Annotated in this window: 19 protein-coding genes and 1 tRNA gene; 15 read left to right on the top strand and 5 right to left on the bottom strand. The window is 61.1% G+C overall.

Going from position 1 to position 19,111, the window contains the following annotated elements; translation table 11 throughout:
• Positions 1 to 27: 27 nt before the first annotated feature.
• The 14 genes from ACIO0C_RS05245 (at position 28) to ACIO0C_RS05180 (ending at position 14,901) form a co-directional block, all read left to right on the top strand.
• Positions 28 to 1,095, top strand: a complete 1,068-nt coding sequence (locus ACIO0C_RS05245) for a putative urea ABC transporter substrate-binding protein (RefSeq protein WP_401308739.1) — start codon at positions 28 to 30, stop codon at positions 1,093 to 1,095.
• Between the two features lie 15 nt (positions 1,096 to 1,110).
• On the top strand, positions 1,111 to 1,926 hold the full coding sequence (locus ACIO0C_RS05240; protein WP_401308736.1) for an ABC transporter permease: 816 nt from the start codon (positions 1,111 to 1,113) through the stop codon (positions 1,924 to 1,926).
• The gene (locus ACIO0C_RS05235) at positions 1,923 to 2,711 is read left to right on the top strand and encodes an ABC transporter ATP-binding protein (RefSeq protein ID WP_401308733.1); all 789 of its coding nucleotides are present in this window, start codon (positions 1,923 to 1,925) and stop codon (positions 2,709 to 2,711) included. Before ACIO0C_RS05240 ends, ACIO0C_RS05235 begins: the two co-directional genes overlap by 4 nt.
• A gap of 12 nt (positions 2,712 to 2,723) precedes the next feature.
• Positions 2,724 to 3,449 carry an urea amidolyase associated protein UAAP1 gene (locus ACIO0C_RS05230; RefSeq protein WP_401308731.1) on the top strand — a complete coding sequence of 242 codons (726 nt, stop codon included), beginning with the start codon at positions 2,724 to 2,726 and terminating at the stop codon, positions 3,447 to 3,449.
• An 11-nt stretch (positions 3,450 to 3,460) separates the two neighbouring features.
• Positions 3,461 to 4,114, top strand: coding sequence for an urea amidolyase associated protein UAAP2 (locus ACIO0C_RS05225; protein WP_401308728.1), 654 nt, complete (start codon positions 3,461 to 3,463; stop codon positions 4,112 to 4,114).
• Positions 4,115 to 4,373: 259 nt separating this feature from the next.
• Positions 4,374 to 8,000 (top strand): urea carboxylase, encoded by a 3,627-nt coding sequence (gene uca / locus ACIO0C_RS05220; protein WP_401308725.1) that lies wholly within the window; start codon positions 4,374 to 4,376, stop codon positions 7,998 to 8,000.
• 24 nt (positions 8,001 to 8,024) lie between these two features.
• Entirely contained in the window at positions 8,025 to 9,803 is a 1,779-nt protein-coding gene (atzF, locus tag ACIO0C_RS05215) for an allophanate hydrolase (RefSeq protein ID WP_401308722.1), read from the top strand.
• A gap of 219 nt (positions 9,804 to 10,022) precedes the next feature.
• Positions 10,023 to 11,516, top strand: a complete 1,494-nt coding sequence (locus ACIO0C_RS05210) for a diguanylate cyclase domain-containing protein (protein ID WP_401308719.1) — start codon at positions 10,023 to 10,025, stop codon at positions 11,514 to 11,516.
• Positions 11,503 to 11,721: a cysteine-rich CWC family protein gene (locus tag ACIO0C_RS05205; protein WP_401308716.1), complete on the top strand. Its 219-nt coding sequence runs from the start codon at positions 11,503 to 11,505 to the stop codon at positions 11,719 to 11,721. The genes ACIO0C_RS05210 and ACIO0C_RS05205 overlap by 14 nt, the downstream gene beginning before the upstream one ends.
• A gap of 35 nt (positions 11,722 to 11,756) precedes the next feature.
• The gene (locus tag ACIO0C_RS05200) at positions 11,757 to 12,449 is read left to right on the top strand and encodes a pseudouridine synthase (RefSeq protein ID WP_401308713.1); all 693 of its coding nucleotides are present in this window, start codon (positions 11,757 to 11,759) and stop codon (positions 12,447 to 12,449) included.
• Between the two features lie 311 nt (positions 12,450 to 12,760).
• On the top strand, positions 12,761 to 13,645 hold the full coding sequence (locus ACIO0C_RS05195; RefSeq protein WP_401308711.1) for an alpha/beta fold hydrolase: 885 nt from the start codon (positions 12,761 to 12,763) through the stop codon (positions 13,643 to 13,645).
• Positions 13,646 to 13,819: 174 nt separating this feature from the next.
• Positions 13,820 to 13,893, top strand: a tRNA-Gly gene (locus tag ACIO0C_RS05190).
• 383 nt (positions 13,894 to 14,276) lie between these two features.
• Positions 14,277 to 14,456 (top strand): type II toxin-antitoxin system HicA family toxin, encoded by a 180-nt coding sequence (locus ACIO0C_RS05185; protein WP_077184214.1) that lies wholly within the window; start codon positions 14,277 to 14,279, stop codon positions 14,454 to 14,456.
• 37 nt (positions 14,457 to 14,493) lie between these two features.
• Positions 14,494 to 14,901 carry a type II toxin-antitoxin system HicB family antitoxin gene (locus ACIO0C_RS05180; protein ID WP_401308708.1) on the top strand — a complete coding sequence of 136 codons (408 nt, stop codon included), beginning with the start codon at positions 14,494 to 14,496 and terminating at the stop codon, positions 14,899 to 14,901.
• Positions 14,902 to 15,134: 233 nt separating this feature from the next.
• Here ACIO0C_RS05180 and tam read toward each other — a convergent pair whose 3' ends face one another.
• On the bottom strand, positions 15,135 to 15,905 hold the full coding sequence (gene tam, locus ACIO0C_RS05175; protein ID WP_401308705.1) for a trans-aconitate 2-methyltransferase: 771 nt from the start codon (positions 15,903 to 15,905) through the stop codon (positions 15,135 to 15,137).
• Positions 15,906 to 16,161: 256 nt separating this feature from the next.
• On the opposite strand from tam, the gene ACIO0C_RS05170 reads away from it, so the two are divergent.
• On the top strand, positions 16,162 to 16,572 hold the full coding sequence (locus tag ACIO0C_RS05170; protein ID WP_401308702.1) for a low affinity iron permease family protein: 411 nt from the start codon (positions 16,162 to 16,164) through the stop codon (positions 16,570 to 16,572).
• Positions 16,573 to 16,615: 43 nt separating this feature from the next.
• On the opposite strand, the gene ACIO0C_RS05165 is transcribed toward ACIO0C_RS05170, so the two are convergent.
• From ACIO0C_RS05165 to ACIO0C_RS05150, 4 genes are all read right to left on the bottom strand, one after another.
• Positions 16,616 to 17,119, bottom strand: coding sequence for a DUF4142 domain-containing protein (locus ACIO0C_RS05165; RefSeq protein ID WP_401308699.1), 504 nt, complete (start codon positions 17,117 to 17,119; stop codon positions 16,616 to 16,618).
• A 74-nt stretch (positions 17,120 to 17,193) separates the two neighbouring features.
• Positions 17,194 to 17,349: a stress protein gene (locus tag ACIO0C_RS05160; protein WP_401308696.1), complete on the bottom strand. Its 156-nt coding sequence runs from the start codon at positions 17,347 to 17,349 to the stop codon at positions 17,194 to 17,196.
• A gap of 122 nt (positions 17,350 to 17,471) precedes the next feature.
• On the bottom strand, positions 17,472 to 18,110 hold the full coding sequence (locus ACIO0C_RS05155; RefSeq protein ID WP_401308693.1) for a LysE family translocator: 639 nt from the start codon (positions 18,108 to 18,110) through the stop codon (positions 17,472 to 17,474).
• Complete coding sequence (locus tag ACIO0C_RS05150) at positions 18,107 to 19,060, bottom strand: LysR family transcriptional regulator (RefSeq protein ID WP_401308690.1); 954 nt, start codon at positions 19,058 to 19,060, stop codon at positions 18,107 to 18,109. The genes ACIO0C_RS05155 and ACIO0C_RS05150 overlap by 4 nt, the downstream gene beginning before the upstream one ends.
• Positions 19,061 to 19,111 lie beyond the last annotated feature (51 nt).

Raw genomic sequence — 19,111 nt, 5'->3', positions numbered from 1 at the left:
CCGCCCTTGATCAACTGGAGAACCACCATGTCCCAGCATCGTTTACCCGCCCTGCTCGCCGCTGCCTTCGCCGCCCTCGTGAGCGTCTCGTCCCATGCCGCCCCAAAAGACCACTTCAGCGTCTGCTGGACGATCTACGCCGGCTGGATGCCCTGGGAATACGCCGGCAGCCAAGGCATCGTCGACAAGTGGGCGAACAAGTACGGCATCAAGATCGATGTGGTACAGCTCAATGACTACGTCGAATCGATCAACCAGTACACCGCCGGCCAGTTCGACGGTTGCACCATGACCAACATGGATGCGCTGACCATTCCGGCCGCTGGCGGCGTCGACAGCACCGCGCTGATCGTCAGCGACTTCTCCAACGGCAACGACGGCATCGTGCTCAAGGGCGAAGGCAAGAAAGTCGCTGACCTCAAGGGTGCGGACGTCAATCTGGTCGAGCTTTCGGTGTCACATTACCTGCTGGCCAGGGCCCTGGACTCGGTGGACCTCACCGAGAAAGACCTGAAGGTGGTCAACACCTCCGACGCCGATATCGCCGCCGCCTTCAACACCGATCAGGTCAGCGCCGTCACCACCTGGAACCCGATGCTTTCGGACATCAAGGCCAAGCCTGGGGTGACCGAGGTGTTCAATTCCAGCCAGATACCCGGCGAGATCATGGACATGATGGTGGTCAACTCCCAGACCCTAAAAGACAACCCGGCCCTGGGCAAGGCGCTGACCGGCGCCTGGTTCGAAGTGGTCGAGTTGATGCACGCGAAAAACGCCGCGGGCAAGGCCGCACTGGAGCACATGGCCAAGGCCTCGGGCACCGATCTGGCCGGTTTCCAGGCGCAACTGGACACTACCAGATTGTTCGCCACACCCCAGGAAGCCCTGGCGTTCAGCACCAGCAAGCAACTGCCGGAAACCATGCGCAAGGTCGCCGAGTTTTCCTTCCAGCACGGCTTGCTCGGTGAAGGTGCCAAAGACACCAGCGCGGTCGGCATGGCCTTCGCCAACGGGGTGACCAGCGGTGACAAGGGCAACCTCAAGCTGCGCTTCGACCCCAGTTACGTGCAGATGGCTGCCGACGCCAAGTTGTAACCAGAGGACTTGGCCATGCGCCTGATCAATCGCCACCCGGATCGCCCGAGTCGCCTGCTGCTGGTGATCCTGCCGTTCGCCCTGCTGCTGTTCGCCTACTTCATGGGCTCGGCCGAGCGCCTGGCGGACAACCCCAACGACAAACTGCTGCCCAGCGCCGTGCAGATGAGCGACGCGGTCAAGCGCCTGGCCTTCGTGGCCGATAGCCGCACCGGCGACTACCTGCTGTGGCAGGACACGGCGTCCAGCCTGCGACGCCTGGCCATCGGCCTGGGCATCAGTGCGCTGGCCGGGCTGTGCCTGGGCATCGCCGCCGGCACCCTGCCGTTGTTCGGCGCGCCGTTGTCACCCTTGCTGACCGTGCTCTCGATGGTGCCGCCACTGGCGATCCTGCCGATCCTGTTCATCGTCTTTGGCCTTGGGGAATTGTCGAAAGTGATGCTGATCGTGATCGGCATCACCCCGGCCCTGGCCCGCGACCTGGAACAGCGCGCCCGGGAAATCCCCGTGGAACTGCTGATCAAGGCCCAGACCCTTGGAGCCTCGACCTGGACCCTGATGCTGCGGGTGGTTCTGCCGCAGCTGATGCCGCGCCTGCTGATTTCGCTGCGCCTGATGCTGGGTTCGGCGTGGCTGTTCCTGATCGCCGCCGAAGCCATCGCCTCCACCGACGGCCTCGGCTACCGGATTTTCCTGGTGCGCCGCTACCTGGCGATGGACGTGATCCTGCCGTACGTGGTGTGGATCACCCTGCTCGCCTGGCTGATGGATTGGGGCCTCAAACGCCTGACCCTGCGGGCATTCCCCTGGTATGAAGGAGCGCGGGCATGAGCTTCATCACGGTGAACAATGTCTGGCAGCAATACGCCGACCAGGTGGTGCTCGAAGGCCTGAACCTGAGCGTCAACGAGGGAGAGTTCTGCACTCTGGTGGGTGCTTCCGGTTGCGGCAAATCAACCTTCCTGCGCCTGTTGCTCGGCCAGGAACGTGCCAGTCGTGGCCAGATCCTGCTTGACGGCCAACCACTGGCCGCTGAACCGGATGCCAGCCGTGGCGTGGTGTTCCAGCGCTACTCGGTGTTCCCGCACTTGAGCGTGCTGGACAACGTCGCCCTTGGTCTTGAATTGCCGCGCTCAGCACTACTGGGTCGGTTGTTTGGCAATGCGAAAAAAGACGCCCGCGAACAGGCCTCGGTACTGCTGCACAAAGTCGGCCTAGGTCATTCGCTGGACAAGTACCCGGCGCAGCTGTCCGGTGGCATGCAACAACGCCTCGCCATCGCCCAGGCGCTGATCATGAAGCCGCGGGTATTACTGCTCGACGAACCCTTCGGCGCCCTCGATCCGGGCATCCGCAAGGACATGCACGCCTTGCTGCTGGAGCTGTGGCGCGAGACCCAACTGACGGTATTCATGGTCACCCATGACCTGTCCGAAGGCTTCAGCCTCGGCACCCGCTTGCTGGTGTTCGACAAGGTCCGCGTCGACCCGCACGCCCCCGGCGCCTATGGCGCACGCATCACCTACGACATCCCTTTGAACAGCGACCGCCGCGCCCAGCGTGCCGCCGTCGACGCCCTGCCGGCGCCATTGGCAGGCACGCTTCGTATTGCTTAGAGGAATTTTGAAATGACTGATTCGACCCAACTGTTCCCGCCCTTCGCCGAAGAAATGCTGCCCGGTGGCGGCCACCGTTCCTTCGTGCTCAAACGCGGCCAACTGCTGCGCCTGACCGACCTGCGCGGCGGTGCCAACGTCAGCCTGACGTTGCTCAACGCCAATGAGAAAACCGAACGCCTGAACCTGCCCGACAGCCTCAAATGCCAACACACCGCCAAGCTCACTGCCGGCCACTGCCTGTACTCGGACATGGGCCGCGTATTGGCCGCCATCACTGCTGACACCTGCGGCTGGAGCGACAGCCTCGGCGGCGTGCTCTGTGCTGAAGAAGTGGCCGAAAAATATGGCCAGGGCCGCTATCAGGAACTGCGCAACGGTTTCTTTCGCAACGGTACCGACAACCTGCTGGTGGAGCTGGGCAAGTGGGGGCTGGGCCTGTCCGACCTGCTGATGACCCTCAACCTGTTCAGCCGGGTGAACGTCGACGAAGACGGACGTTTCCACTTTGTCGAAGGCAACTCGAAGGCCGGTGACTACATCGAGCTGTACGCGCCGATGGACACCCTGGTGGTGCTCACCGCCCTGCAACATCCGATGGACCCGGCGCCGGAATATGCGCCCAAACCGCTGAAGCTCAGCTGGATGAACGCCAACCCCGGCGTCGCCGAACACTGCCGCACCTCGCGCCCGGAAAACGAGCGCGGCTTCATCAACACCGACCGTCTGTTCGCTTGAGGATCGCTGCCATGTCACTCGCTATCGCTACCGCTGACGTTACTGCAAGCAGGCAGCCCGAAACCGCGATCTACCGCGCCACCATCCCCGCCGGCGAACCCTGGCTGATGGAGGTCAAGGCCGGCCAGACCCTGCGCATCCTCGACCTGGAAGGCAACCAGGCCGTCGACACCCTGTTCTACAGCGTCGCCAATCCGAAGGAACGCTACGACGTGCAGCGCACGCTGCGCCGTCAGAACAGCGTGTACCTGAGCACCGGCAGCGTACTGTATTCCAACCTCGGCAAGCCGATGCTGACGATCGTCGCCGACACTTGCGGCCGCCACGACACGCTTGGCGGTGCCTGCGCGCAAGAGAGCAACACCGTGCGTTACGCCCTGGAAAAACGCTACATGCACAGTTGCCGCGACAACTACCTGCGCGCCTGCGTTCACGACGGGCGTCTGGCCAAAGGTGATATCGGGCCGAACATCAATTTCTTCATGAACGTGCCGGTCACCGCGGACGGCGGGCTGACCTTCGAAGACGGGATTTCCGCACCGGGCAAATACGTCGACCTGCGCGCCGAGATGGACGTGATCGTGCTGATCTCCAACTGCCCGCAACTGAACAACCCTTGTAACGCCTACAACCCAACCCCTGCGGAGCTGCTGGTATGGAACTGAAACTCAGCCGTTTTCGTAAATGGTTGTTCGCCCTGTGCCAGGCCCGCTCCAGCCAATGCATTAAGTGACCACTTCCCTCTGTAGGAGCTGGCTTGCCAGCGAAGGGGTCGTCACATCCAGCATTGATGTCGACTGACACTCCGCCTTCGCTGGCAAGCCAGCTCCTACAGGGGGTGGTGTGAATATCTGTCATCGGGGACGGCCCCGATGCATGTCAAAAAACTGCGGGACGGCCCGCATCCCCTCCAGGGGTCATGCCATGTTCGAAAAAGTCCTGATTGCCAACCGTGGCGCCATTGCCTGCCGCATCCTGCGCACCTTGCGCGAACTGCATGTCGCAGGCGTCGCCGTGTACTCCGAAGCCGATGCCGCCAGCCTGCACATCCTGCAAGCCGACGAGGCCCATTGCCTCGGTGAAGGCGCGGCCGCCGGCACCTACCTGGCGGTGGAAAAAATCCTCGCCATCGCCAAGGCCACCGGCGCCACCGCGATCCATCCCGGCTACGGTTTTCTCTCGGAAAACGCCGCCTTCGCCCAAGCCTGCGAAGCCGCCGACATTGCCTTCATCGGCCCGACCCCGGAGCAGCTGCGCGTGTTCGGCCTCAAGCACACCGCCCGCGCCTTGGCCCGGCAACACGGCGTGCCGATGCTCGAAGGCACCGAACTGCTCGACAGCCTCGAAGCGGCACTGATCGCCGGCGAGCACGTCGGTTATCCGGTGATGCTCAAAAGCACCGCTGGCGGTGGCGGCATCGGCATGCGGGTGTGCCGCAGCGCGGGCGAATTGAGCGAGTCCTTCGAAGCGGTCAAGCGTCTGGGGCAGAACAATTTCAGCGATGCCGGCGTGTTCATCGAGAAGTACATCCAGCGCGCCCGGCATCTGGAAGTGCAGGTGTTTGGCGACGGCCGTGGCGAGGTGATCGCCCTCGGCGTGCGCGACTGCTCGGTGCAGCGGCGCAACCAGAAAGTCCTCGAAGAAACCCCGGCGCCGAACCTGCCAGAGGGTATGGCCGATGAACTGTGCGCGGCGGCGATTAAACTGGCCAAGGCGGTGAATTACCGCAGCGCCGGCACCGTCGAGTTCGTGTTCGACAGCGATGCCCGGCGTTTCTACTTCCTCGAAGTGAACACCCGCTTGCAGGTGGAGCACGGCGTCACCGAGCAGGTCTGGGGCGTCGACCTGGTGCGCTGGATGGTGCAACTGGCGGCCGGCGACCTGCCCCCGCTGAGCGAGTTGAGCCAGGGCTTGAAACCACAGGGTCATGCGATTCAGGCACGGCTGTATGCCGAAGATCCGGGGCGGGATTTCCAACCGAGCCCCGGCTTACTCACCGCGGTCAATTTCCCCGTCGCCGATGGCAAACACCTGCGCATCGACACCTGGGTCGAAGCCGGTTGCGAGATCCCGCCCTACTTCGATCCGATGATCGCCAAGCTCATCAGTTGGGCACCGACCCGCGAACAAGCGGCTGCCGATCTGCATCAAGCCTTGGGCGAAAGCCTGCTCTACGGGGTGGAAACCAACCGTGATTACCTGAGGCAGATTCTGCTCGATGCGCCCTTCGCCAGCGGTCAGCCGTGGACCCGTTGCCTTGAAGGCCTGGTGTATCAGGCCAACACCTTTGAAGTGCTCAGCGCTGGCACCCAGACCAGCGTCCAGGACTATCCCGGTCGCCTCGGCTATTGGGCGGTAGGCGTGCCGCCATCGGGCCCGATGGACAGTCGTGCGTTGCGCCTGGGCAACCTGTTGCTGGGCAATGACGAAGGTTTTGCCGCGCTGGAAATCACCATGAACGGGCCATTGCTGCGCTTCAATTGCGACGCGGTCATTGCCGTCACGGGTGCGGTGATTGCACTGGCGCTGAACGGCGAAAGCGTGGCGATGAACACGGCGCTGTTCATTCCAGCCGGTGCCACGTTGAGCCTCGGCACGATTGCCGGTGCAGGCGCACGCAGCTATCTGTGCGTGCGTGGCGGGCTGCAGGTTCCGGATTATCTGGGGAGCAAAAGCACCTTTACCCTCGGCCAGTTTGGCGGGCATGGCGGACGCGCATTACGCGCCGGGGATGTGTTGCACGTACCGGCGCTGCTTGACCGTAGCGCCGGTGAGCAACTGTCTGATATCTCTGAGCTGCCTGCCGTACGACAAATCCGCGTGATCTACGGCCCGCATGGTGCACCGGAATATTTCACCGAGAACTACATCGGCACGTTTTTCGCGACCCAGTGGGAAGTGCATTTCAACTCCAGCCGAACCGGCGTGCGGCTGATCGGGCCGAAGCCTGAGTGGGTGCGTGCCGATGGTGGCGAGGCCGGGCTGCACCCTTCGAATATTCACGACAATCCATACGCCATTGGCGCGGTGGATTTCACCGGCGACATGCCCGTCATCCTGGGGCCGGATGGCCCAAGTCTCGGTGGCTTCGTGTGCCCGGTGACGGTGATCGAGGCGGACCTTTGGCAGCTTGGCCAATTGAAGGCCGGGGACAAAGTGCAGTTCATCCCCGTCGATATCAAAACCGCCCGCGATCTCGCCCGCAGATGGGATACCTGTGGGAGCTGGCTTGCCAGCGATGAGGGCCGACAAGACACCGCATCAACTTCATCGCTGGCGAGCCAGCTCCCACAGGGTCCTATGTCGCCTGTTGTTTTGGAGTTGGGTCAGGGAGACACGCAACTGGTCGCGAGGCTGTCGGGGGATACTCACATTCTTCTCGAAATCGGCGCCCCCGAACTCGACCTCGTCCTGCGTTTTCGCGCCCACGCCCTCATGCAAGCGCTGGAAAGCAAACACCTGCACGGCGTGATCGACCTGACACCAGGCACCCGCTCGCTGCAGGTGCACTACCAACCCGAGCAACTGCCGCTCGCCGACTTGCTCGGCATCGTGGCCGGCGAATGGGACGCCGTGTGCGCCGCCAAAGACCTGCAGGTACCCTCGCGCATCGTCCACTTGCCGCTGTCCTGGGACGACCCGGCCTGTCAGTTGGCCATCGAGAAATACATGACCACCGTGCGCAAGGACGCCCCCTGGTGCCCGAGCAACCTGGAGTTCATCCGCCGCATCAACGACCTGCCGAACCTCGATGAAGTGCAACGCACGGTGTTCAACGCCAGCTACCTGGTGATGGGCCTGGGCGATGTCTACCTCGGCGCACCGGTCGCCACCCCGCTCGATCCGCGCCATCGCCTGGTGACCACCAAATACAACCCGGCCCGCACCTGGACCGCAGAAAATTCGGTGGGCATCGGTGGCGCCTACATGTGCGTGTACGGCATGGAAGGCCCCGGTGGGTATCAGTTCGTCGGGCGTACGCTGCAGATGTGGAATCGCTACCGCGAAGTCGCCGCGTTCGATGGCAAACCCTGGCTGCTGCGCTTCTTCGACCAGATCCGATTCTACCCGGTGAGTGCCGATGAACTGCTGCGCATTCGCCGGGATTTCCCCCTCGGGCGCTTCCCCCTGAACATCGAGCACAGTCAGCTGAACCTGGCGGATTACCAGGCCTTCCTGGCGCAGGAAGCCCTGGGCATCAACGCCTTTCGCGATCAGCAAAAAAGCGCATTCAACGCCGAACGCGAACGCTGGATCGCCAGCGGCCAGGCGCATTTCGACAGCGAAGAACTCGCCCCGCAGGTGACCGAAGACGCGCCGCTGGCCAGCGGTCAACAGAGCGTCGACAGCCACATCGCCGGCAACCTCTGGCAGGTTCAGGTGCAGGCCGGCAACCGGGTCGAGGCCGGTGATGTGCTGGTGATCCTGGAGTCGATGAAGATGGAAATCCCGCTGCTCGCGCCCATGGCCGGGGTGGTGCGCGAGATTCGCGTGCAGCCGGGTTCGGCAGTGCGTGCCGGACAACGCGTCGTGGTGCTGGAACTCGACTGAACCCATTTCGAAAGGATGATTACCATGAACATCAATCTGCAACTCGATGCCCTGCGCAATGCTTATCGCGACGGCAGCACCACGCCTCGTCAATTGCTGCTGAGCCTTCGGGACAAAGCAGCGGCACTGAACCCGGACTATCACCTGTTCATCCATTTGCTCAGCGCCGAAGAACTGGAACCCTACCTCGCGGCCCTCGATGGCCGTGACATCGACAGCCTGCCACTGTACGGCGTGCCGTTCGCGATCAAGGACAACATCGACCTGGCAGGCATAACGACCACGGCGGCCTGCCCGGCGCTTGCCTATGTACCGCAACGTTCGGCGACCATCGTCGAGCAACTGCTGGCGCTGGGTGCAGTGCCCCTGGGCAAGACCAACCTCGATCAGTTCGCCACCGGCCTCAACGGCACTCGCTCGCCCTATGGCGCGTGCCCCAATAGCGTGCTGCCGGAATATCCGTCGGGGGGCTCCAGCGCCGGTTCCTCACTGGCGGTGGCGCTCGGTGTCGCGAGCTTTTCCCTGGGCACCGACACCGCGGGCTCCGGGCGCGTGCCGGCAGCGCTGAACAATCTGGTCGGGATGAAAGCCACCAAGGGCCTGATTTCCACCGCCGGTGTGGTGCCGGCCTGTCGCACGCTCGATTGCGTGACGACGTTTACCGCGACCGCCCGGGAGGCGAGTCAGTTGCTTGCATTGACCGCCAAACTCGACCCGCGGGACGCATACAGCCGCAGTAATCCATCGTGGAATGACGGCTCGGCATTCGGCGCGACGCGTGCCTTCCGTTTCGGTGTGCCCCGGGCGCAAGACCTGGAATTTTTCGGCTGCGCTGAAGGCCCGCTGTTGTTCGCCAATGCCGTCGAGCAACTCAAGGCCTTGGGCGGCGAAGCCGTGGAGCTGGATCTGTCACCATTCCTTGAAGCTGCGCGTTTGCTGTACGAAGGCCCTTGGGTCGCCGAGCGCTACAGCGTGGCCGGCGAGCTGATGGCCGAAAACCCGCAAGCCGTGTTGCCGGTGATCCGCGCCGTATTGGCCAAGGCGCCAGCGGTCAGCGGCGTGCAAACCTTCCGCGCACAGTATCGACTGCAAGCGCTGAAAGCCTTGTGCGACCAAGCGCTGGAGGGCCTCGATTGCGTGGTTACGCCGACCATTGGCCGCCCGGTCACCCTGGCAGAACTCGACGCCGAACCGGTCCTGCGCAACAGCGAACTGGGTTATTACACCAACTTCATGAACCTGCTCGACTACGCCGCCGTCGCCGTGCCCAGCGCTTTCATGGACAACGGCCTGCCCTGGGGCGTGACCCTGTTCGGGCGGGCATTCACCGATCAGTATCTGTTGAGCCTGGCCGATGGCTTGCAGCGCCAGCAAGGATTGCCGGCCCCGGCACCGACCGCTGTTGCGCGCAATGACCGGGCGCGGCTGGTGGTCTGTGGCGCGCATCTGGATGGCTTGGCATTGAACTGGCAACTCCAACAGCGCGGCGCGCGCCTGGTGGAAAGCACGTTCAGCTCAGCCGACTATCGACTGTATGCCCTGGCCGGTGGCCCGCCGTTTCGTCCGGGCATGGTTCGGGTCAAGGACGGCGGCGTGGCGATTGCCGTGGAAGTCTGGGAACTGCCGAGCAGCGAACTGGGTTCGTTCCTGACCGGCATCCCGGCACCGTTGGGGCTGGGCAAGGTGCAGCTGGCGGATGGCCGCTGGGAAAGCGGGTTTATCTGTGAGGCTTATGGATTGGAGGGGGCAACGGATATCAGTCATCTGGGCGGCTGGAGGGCCTACCTACAGCTCCTGACGTGAGATCGTTCCCACGCGCAGCCAAGGAATGCCTCAACGGACGCTCCACGTTCGGCTCTGGAGGGGACGCGGAGCGTCCCTGGCTGTATTCCCACGCAGAGCGTGGGAACGATCTGCGATCCACACGCTATCTTTGCGACCATTCGCGACGCACATGGAGCAGCTATTTCCCCTGACAGTCCTTAGAATGCTCGCCACCGGATAGCTGACAATGGAACTGCCATGCCACTTCGCTCGCCGCTGTATTCCCAACGGTCGTTGGTCCTCACACTGGTCGCGTTGCTGGGCGCGGGGTTCCTGGCCACCTCCTTTCTCAGTTACTACGCCTCGCGCGCGTCGATCCGCGACAACATCGTCAATACCGAACTGCCGCTGACCTCGGACACCGTCTACTCGGAAATCCAGAAAGACCTGGTCAGGCCGATCCTGATTTCCTCGATGATGTCCCGCGACACCTTCATGCGCGACTGGGTGGTCAACGGCGAACGCGACACCGGGCAGATGACCCGCTACCTCGACGAGGTCATGACCCACTACGGTGCCTACACGGCGTTTTTCGTCTCCGACGCCAGCCTGACCTACTACCACGCCAAGGGCGTGCTCAAGCAGGTCAAGATCACCGAGCCCCGGGATGCCTGGTACTTTCGTGTCCGTGACATGAAGGCCCCCTACGAGATCAACGTCGATCCAGACCTCGCCAACAAGGACAACCTGACCGTCTTCATCAACTACAAGGTCTACGACTACCACAACCGCTTCATCGGCGCCGCCGGTGTCGGCCTGACGGTCGATGCGGTGATCAAGCTGATCGACAAATACCAGAAGCGTTACCAGCGCAGCGTGTACTTCGTCGACACCTTCGGCCGCCTGGTGCTCACCGGGGCCGAGGGCGGGCCGCAAGGCGCCATGGCCGGACAGACCCTGGCCGAGCTCGACAGCATGAAAAACCTGCTCAGCCAGCTGCCCAAGCCCCACAGCGGCAGCTACGAATATTCCGGCCAGGGCCAGGGACATTTCCTCAACGTGCGCTTCATCCCGGAGCTGAACTGGTACCTGTTCGTCGACAAGCGCGAAGACGGCGACCTCAGCGACATCCGCCGCTCGCTGTACCTGAACCTGCTGATTTGCGTGGTGGTCACACTGATCGTGCTGGCCTTGCTCAACCGCGTGATCAAGCGCTATCAGGGGCAGATCCAGACCCAGGCCACGCTCGACAGCCTGACGGAACTGCCCAACCGTCGCGGCTTCGACCTGCTGGCCGCGCAGGCGATGCATGAAGCCCAGCGCGAACCCAGGCCGCTGACGGCGCTGCTGCTGGACCTGGACCACTTCAAGGCCTTGAACGACACCTACGGCCACCTGGCCGGCGATCAAGTGCTGATCGGCTTTGCCCGTGACCTGGAGAGCTGCCTGCGCCACTCCGACATCGTCTGTCGTTGGGGCGGCGAGGAATTCATCGTGCTGCTCAAGGACACCGACGGTGACACCGGCCAGGTGATCGCCGAGAAAATACGTCAACATGTGGAGCGACAGCCCTACGCGTACAATGGCAGCCGCCTGCAACTTACCGTCAGTATCGGCCTGACCACCCTGCAACCCGATGACACCTTGCACACCCTGCTGTCACGGGCCGATCATGCGATGTACCGGGCCAAACAATCGGGCCGCAACCAAACCTGCGTGGAGCTGCCACATCCTGCCTATGACAAAGCCTGACCTCTGCCCGGCCTGCGGCGCCCCCAACGACTGCACCCTGGCCGACCCGCGAACCGCTGACCGGGCCTGCTGGTGCTACGGCGTCAGCATCGACCCGGCGGTACTCCAGGCGCTGCCCGCCGAACTTCGCAACGCAGCCTGCCTGTGTCCGCGTTGCGCCGAGGTCGAGACGCAGTTGCAAGCAACGCCGCCGTCGATCAAGTAAGATGCGCGCCCCTTTTCTTCACTGATCCTCACGTCATGCGCGTCGACCGTTTTCTCAGCAACCTGCCCTGCTTCAACCGCAAGCAGGTGCGCCTGTTGCTGGTGGAAAAGCGCGTCAGGATCGACGGCCAGACCGTCAGCGACCCCCACGCCGACGTCCGCGAATTCAGCCGCGTCGAAGTCGACGACGAGGTGCTGCAAGCCGGTAAGCCGCTGCGTCACTTCATGCTGCACAAACCCGCCGGATGCGTCAGCGCCACCCGCGACCCGCAGCACCGCACCGTACTGGACCTGATCGCGGAACCGGACAAGGATGACCTGCACATCGCCGGGCGCCTTGATTTCAACACCACCGGTTTGATGCTCATCACCAATGACGGCAGTTGGTCGCGACGCCTGACCCAGCCGCAGACCAAACTGGCGAAGGTCTACTACGTTGAAACCGAGCAGGACATCGGCCCCGAATACGCGATCACTTTTCGCGAGGGGCTGTACTTCGCCTTCGAAAACCTCACCACCCAACCCGCCGGGCTGGAGCTGCTGGGACCGAAATGCGCACGCCTGAGCATCGTCGAAGGCCGCTACCACCAGGTCAAGCGCATGTTCGGTCACTTCAACAACAAGGTGCTGCGCCTGCATCGCGAATCCATGGGCCCGCTGGTGCTCGATAACGCGTTGAAACCGGGCGAATACCGTCCGCTGAGCGGTGATGAGATCGAATTGATCTAAGCAGCCTACCGCTGAGCAGAAGTTGTCGAACAATTTGTCAAAGGCACTTGCGCGATGACGTGACCCCTGCTTGAATCAGGACGTCGGCCGAAATGTGACCGACGAGTCACAAGACGTATCTAAGAAACTTTTTGCCGGTAGGGACCCTTGGGTTCCAGCCTCACCCGGCAGACTGCCCGCCAATAACAATACCCGTCGACCGGACTGCATTGGATCGACATGGGCTAACAATTTCAAGGCGTATGCCTACCTGTCACAAAGCTCGTGCAATCTCTTTTGCGCGCATACCCGCTTGCCAGGAGTCTTATGACATGAGGCCAGAAATCGCTGTGTTGGATATACAGGGTCAGTATCGGGTTTACACGGAGTTCTATCGCGCAGACGCCGCAGAAAAGACCATTATTCTGGTCAACGGCTCGATGGCCACGACTGCGTCGTTTGCTCAAACCGTGAAAAATCTCCACCCGCAGTTCAATGTGGTCTGCTACGACCAGCCCTACGCGGGCCGGTCAAAAGCCCACAACCTGCATGAGAAATTGCTGACCAAGGAAGTCGAAGGGCAGATCCTTCTGGAGCTGATCGACCACTTCGCCGCCGAACACGTGCTGTCGTTTTCCTGGGGTGGCGCCGCAACCCTGGTCGCCCTGGCTCAACAGCCACGGCGCATCGAAAAAGCCGTGATCAGCTCGTTCTCCCCGGAGATCAATGCGCACATGCTCGACTACCTCGAGCGCGGTGTGGATTACCTGGGCAGCCGTGACGGTGACCGGGTCGGCAACCTGGTCAACAGCACCATCGGCAAACACCTGCCGACGCTGTTCAAGCGCTTCAACTATCGTCACGTCAGCAGCCTGGCCGATCACGAATACGGGCAAATGCACTTCCACATCAGCGACCTGCTGCACAGCGACCGCCAGTGCTTTTTCCAGGCGGCGCAGAAAATCAAGGTACCGGTGCTGTTCATGAACGGCGAATGGGACGAATACACCGCCGCCGACGGCGCCCGGTTGTTCGCCGGTCACGTACAAGACGCCACCTTCACTACCCTGGGCGCTACCGGCCACTTTCTCGACATGGAACACAAAGCCGCCTGCCGAGACAGCCGCAATGCACTGCTGGGGTTCCTGAAGCCGGCACAGCACGATAGCCGACCGCGTTACCACTACGTTCAGGACCACCATGCATTGTCCCTGTGAAATAGCGTCATCGCGAGCAAGCCCCGCTGCCCTTGCGTAATCCCGTAGGCGCGAGGCTTGCCCGCGAACGACCGTCACAGGGTCCGTGTATGTGATTCACCCGAGCTAAAGCCATCAAACGCAAAGAAAAACTTCATTTCCACGCGCACATCTGGTACAAAGTCACCGCTCTGAGCGGGTGTCGTATAATGGCATTACTCCAGCTTCCCAAGCTGATAACGAGGGTTCGATTCCCTTCACCCGCTCCAACCGAATTTTTGTCTCACGTTGTTTTTTGACGGGGGATGCAGGTATAGAAAAAAACCGGCCTTCAATCAGGGCCGGTTTTTTTGTGCCTGGAATTTGGGGGACCACGCTGAAAGCCGTTAACGTTTTTTTCTCAAAACGCGGATTTATTATCAAATTTCATCGGGTATTAGCCTTTTGCGCTTGTATCAAGCCGACTCCTGACCGCAAAACCTCGCAATACACAATCCACATCCATTCAGGCTCGCCCAAAGCCATGCCCACAACGGTCTCCTAGACTCCATTTCTATTGCTGACTCACTGAGCCAGGAAGCTTGGTGGTTATAGTGTTGATTAATAAAATTCAGTAGGTATAGTAACCACAAGCACGCCACAGGGAGGTGTTGTGAATAGCCGATTCTTGATTAGCCAACTCGTTGCGGACGGCTGGTATCTGGTCCGTATCAGAGGCAGCCATCATCACTTCAAGCACCCGACCAAACCGGGGCTGGTGACAGTCCCTCACCCGAAGAAAGATCTTCTCAAGAAAACGGCCATCAGTATTTTGCAACAGGCGCTGCTCTGACGAACGCTATGCGCCGAGTCCTCGGAGGACAATGAATATGCTTTACCCGATTGCGATTTCGATGGGAGATGAGGAGCACTCCTGGGGCGTTGAAGTCCCCGACATTCCGGGTTGCTTTTCCGCCGGGGAAGATCTGGATGATGCGATGGCGATGGCCCGAGAAGCCATTGAAGGTCATTTCGAGATTCTGGCCGAAGACGGTTCACCCATTCCCCCCGCGAATAAAGTGACATTGCACGCAGCCAATCCAAAGTACGTGGGGTGTGCGTGGGCGTTGGTGGATATCGACGTTACCAAATATCTAGGTAAAGCCCAGAAGCTCAACATCACACTGCCTGGTTACCTGCTCAACCGTATCGATGAGTATGTGCTGCACCACCCAGAAGAAAAAAGTCGTTCGGGTTTTCTGGCCTCGGCAGCGCTCAAGGTATTGCAGCAGAGCTGACAACCTTACTGCAGCGATGTATCAACCGGCCCCGCGTGGCCGGTTTTTTTGTGTCCGGAATTTAGTGAATTGCCGGATCTCAAGCGACGCCATTTCTAGAAAAAGCAAACGTCCTACAATAGTTTGGGAATTGTGCGACCGTCATCGCGAGCAGGCTCGCTCCCACAGGTTTTTGATCGTTCCCAGGCTCTGCGTGGGAACGATCAGATCAGTGTTCAGCGCTGATTGATAAATCAGCGAGTCGCCACCAGAAATAACCGCGGAAATGGCAACAACACCGAGCCATCGGCCAATGCCGGATAGACCTGTTCGATTGCAGCCTGATACTGCTTCAGAAACTGCACGCGCTCCACCTCATCCAACGGTTCGAGGAACGGCCGCAATCCGCTGCCCTTGAACCACTCCACCACACCCGACGCGCCGCCCGCCAGCGGATGATAATAAGTGGTGCGCCATACATCGACGCGGGTGCAACAGGCTTTCAACATCGAGTAATAAACGCTGGAATCGGCCATTTCGGTCCTCTGCCCAGCGACTTCGGCAAGTTTGCCCGCCCAGGGACCGTCAGCCGCCACTTCGCGCATCAAGCGGTGTGAAGGTTGATTGAGGTTGTCCGGCATCTGGATCGCCAGGCTGCCGCCGGGCGCGAGTTTGCTCACCAGCGCCGGCAGCAATGTTGCGTGATCGGGTACCCACTGCAGCACCGCGTTGGCAAAAATCACATCGAACGGGCCAGTGTCATTCCAGGTGTCGATGTCAGCGACATCGAAGCGCACCTGCGGCAGTCGCTTGCGTGCGGCCTCGATCATGTCGGTTGAACTGTCCAGCCCACGTACGGTGGCATCGGCGAAACGCGCCACCAGCAACTCGGTCGAGTTTCCGGGACCGCAACCGATGTCGATGGCCGAGCGCACTGTCCCGGCAGGTATGGCGGCCAGCAGGTCGCGGGCGGGACGGGTGCGTTCATCTTCAAAAGCGACGTATTGTTTGGCGGACCAACTCATTGCGTTCTCCTGTCGGTGCGTTTGTTTTTCAGCACGGGCAAAACTTCAGTTGTAACCATACAACGCCAGCAACCCAATGCGAGCCTTTCAATGGGCAAAGTTTCAAGGTCAAAAGATCGCAGCCTGCGGCAGCTCTTACATCGGATCAAACCGTAGGAGCTGCCGCAGGCTGCGATCTTTTGATCTGAAAAAAGCCGAATTTTCACCCCGCCGTCACTGTCTGAAATTCAGGCGCCCACTGATAAGGAAAACGGCCATGAAATTCGCAAAAATCGCCCAGAAACTCGCCCTCTGGACCGGCAGCCCCACGACCTTTCTGGGGGCGATCATCCTGATTTTAGTGTGGGGGTTGAGTGGCCCGATCTTCGGTTTCAACGATACCTGGCAGTTGGTCATCAACACCTCGACCACCATCATCACCTTCCTGATGGTGTTCCTGATCCAGAATACCCAGAACCGCGACACGGACATTCTGCACCTGAAGGTCGATGAGTTGCTGCGAGTGACGAAAGAAGCGCAGAACGCGATGCTGGGGCTCGAGGCCCTGGACCTCAAGGAACTGGAAGCCTTGAGAAAGCACTACCGCAGCCTTGGCGAAGGCCAGACCATTTCCATCGATGGCACCGTGGTGCAAGAGAAAGGCAAGCAGGATCTGAATGAATGCTGATCGTCGTTACGCGGGTGATCGAGGATCACCCGCGTAAGAACGGTCAGCGACTGGCCTGCAGGGCCTTGGCCATTTGCAGGTGATTCTGCAGCTTTGGCAGCGTATCTTCAGCGAACGCCTTGATTTGCGGCACGTCAGTGGTCTGGGCCGTTTGTTCAAGCTGCTCGATGGCTTCCTGGGTGGTCTTGACCTGACTGGCCGCGTAGGCCTGGTCGAAGGTCTCGCCTTCCATGACTTGCGGCATCAGCGCCTTGGCTTTTTCCATCACCTCTTCGCGCGGCGCCACGGGCAAGTCCAGTTGCTTGGCGATTTTCGCCAGGTGCTGGTTGGCGGTCGTGCGGTCGTTGATCACGACGATGGTGTAGTCCTTGACCTCTTTGGATTCGGACTTCTGGTGCGCCAGGCGACTGGCTTCGATGTCGGCAATGCCCTTGGCCGATGCATCGTTGATGAATTCGGTGGGTGTCTGGGCGAAGGCACTGTTGGCACACAGGCCCAGTAACGCGGCCAGGCCGCAGTTGCGTAATCGGGTGGCCATAGGGTTCATGGTCGCGCCCTCCTCAGTAAAAATTCAAACGGGAGCTTTCGCTCCCGCTTCTCAATCAAAACCATCTGCATCCATTACTTGGATTTCTGCCCGGGTTTGCGGCCCATCTCGGATTTCGAGGAGTCTTTATCAACCGTCGTGGGCGTGGTTTTCCCACCTTTACGACCGGCTTCAGACGTCTTCGTTCGATCGTTGGCATGTCCCGAGTTCGAGTTTCTTGAGTTAGGCATGATTCTCTACCTCTTGATGATGAACGCGGCGAGCCGTCGCCCGCATAGAATCTGAATTTCCACGCGCCAAAAGGTTTAGAAAAGCTGAAATCGCCGCGACGAACGGTGTCCTTCGATCAGCGTCAAGCCTTGTTCGTCACCAGCCCCGGCAGCGCATGCGCCAAGGCGTTGATGGCGAAGCCGATGAACATCAGCCCGCACAACCGGGTGATTGCCAGTTCATGGCGTTGATACAAGGTGCGTACCTGGCGCGCGCCGACGATGCCGATGAGGATAGCGTAGGCCAGTAGGCCACCGACGAAGCTCAAGACGATCAGCCACGGCAACATCGACCAGGTCAACAACTCTGCCCGGCTGGACAAGAGCGCAGTGAAGGTGGCCACAGCCACCGGGTACGCTTTCGGATTGGTCAGGCCGAACAGGATGCCGTGCCAGAACGGTTGCCGCGCCGGCCCCTGTGGAGCCTCGCCAACCCTCTGGCGCGCCCGCACCGCACGCCAGCCGAGCCAGAACAGGTAGAGCCCGCTGAGCACGCCCAGCACATCGAAGGCCGTGCTGCCGATTTCCCGCGCACCGACGATGGCTACCAGCGCGGTACTGCACCAGATCACGTCCCCCAACAAATGCCCGCAGAGAAACCCCGCCCCCGCCCGCCGACCGTGGGCGGCGCCGATGCCGAACACCGCCAATACCCCCGGCCCTGGCGTGATGCCATAGATGAAGCCCGAGGCGAGAACGGCCATTAGCAGGGAGGGGGTCATGGGAAGTCCTTTTGAGCTGTTTGGGTGAATGGGCGCCAGTCTATATCAGCTGAGGCTCGCTCGATTTTCGCATTCAGCCAATTCAACGCCTGGTCCCCTCCCCGGCGCTTGTGCCAGACCAACACAAAGGTAAACGACGGAATCTCAAACGGCGGCGGCAGGACAATCAATGACTGTTCATCGATATCGTGCAAGGCCCGGGACGCGACGGTGAGGATCAGGTCGGTGCCGCTGATGAATTGCGGGGCCACGCTCCAGTGCGGCAGGCTGATCGCGACGCGCCGGCGTTCACGCAAGGCTGTCAGGGCTCGTTCGATTTCCGGGGTCCCGCTGCCGCGCATTTCCAGCAGCACATGCGGGCGCGAAAGGTAAGTCGGCAGGTCGAGGACGCCGTCGCCGGGCAGGCTGTGGCGGTCTACCAGGCAGGCGTAGTGCTCTTCGAACAACGCTGTGCTGCGCAATTCGTTGGGCATTTCCGGAAACACCCCGGCGGCGACATTAATATCACCGTTGAGCACCCCTTCGAGCATGCCTTCACGGCTGGCGTGGCTGATTTGCAGGTCGATGCCCGGCGCTTCGCGACGCAGCGTGCGGATCAATCCCGGCAGGACGATGGCGGCGCCATAGTCAGACATCGCCAGGCGAAAGGTGCGTTTTGCCGTGGCCGGATCGAAGGCGTTGGGGGCCAGCAGCGATTGCACCTGGGCCAGGACTTCGCCCAGCGGGGCCATCAACTCCAGCGCTCGCGGGGTTGGCACAAGACTGGCGCCGGCGCGCACCAGCAACGGATCACCGAGCAGGTCGCGCAAGCGCGCCAGGGCGTGGCTGACGGCAGGCTGGCTCAAATGCAGACGCTCGGCCGCGCGAGTGACGTGTTGCTCGCTGAGCAAGGCATCGAGGATTACCAGCAGGTTGAGATCGATGCGCCGTAGATCATTCATCTGATGCATGTTCTTGATAGCTAAACGGAATTTAAATCTGCGCGACGAATACTCTAGAGT

The sequence above is a fragment of the Pseudomonas sp. NPDC087336 genome, from assembly GCF_044744285.1.
Taxonomy (GTDB): domain Bacteria; phylum Pseudomonadota; class Gammaproteobacteria; order Pseudomonadales; family Pseudomonadaceae; genus Aquipseudomonas.
This window is presented reverse-complemented; position numbering and strand designations above follow the sequence as displayed.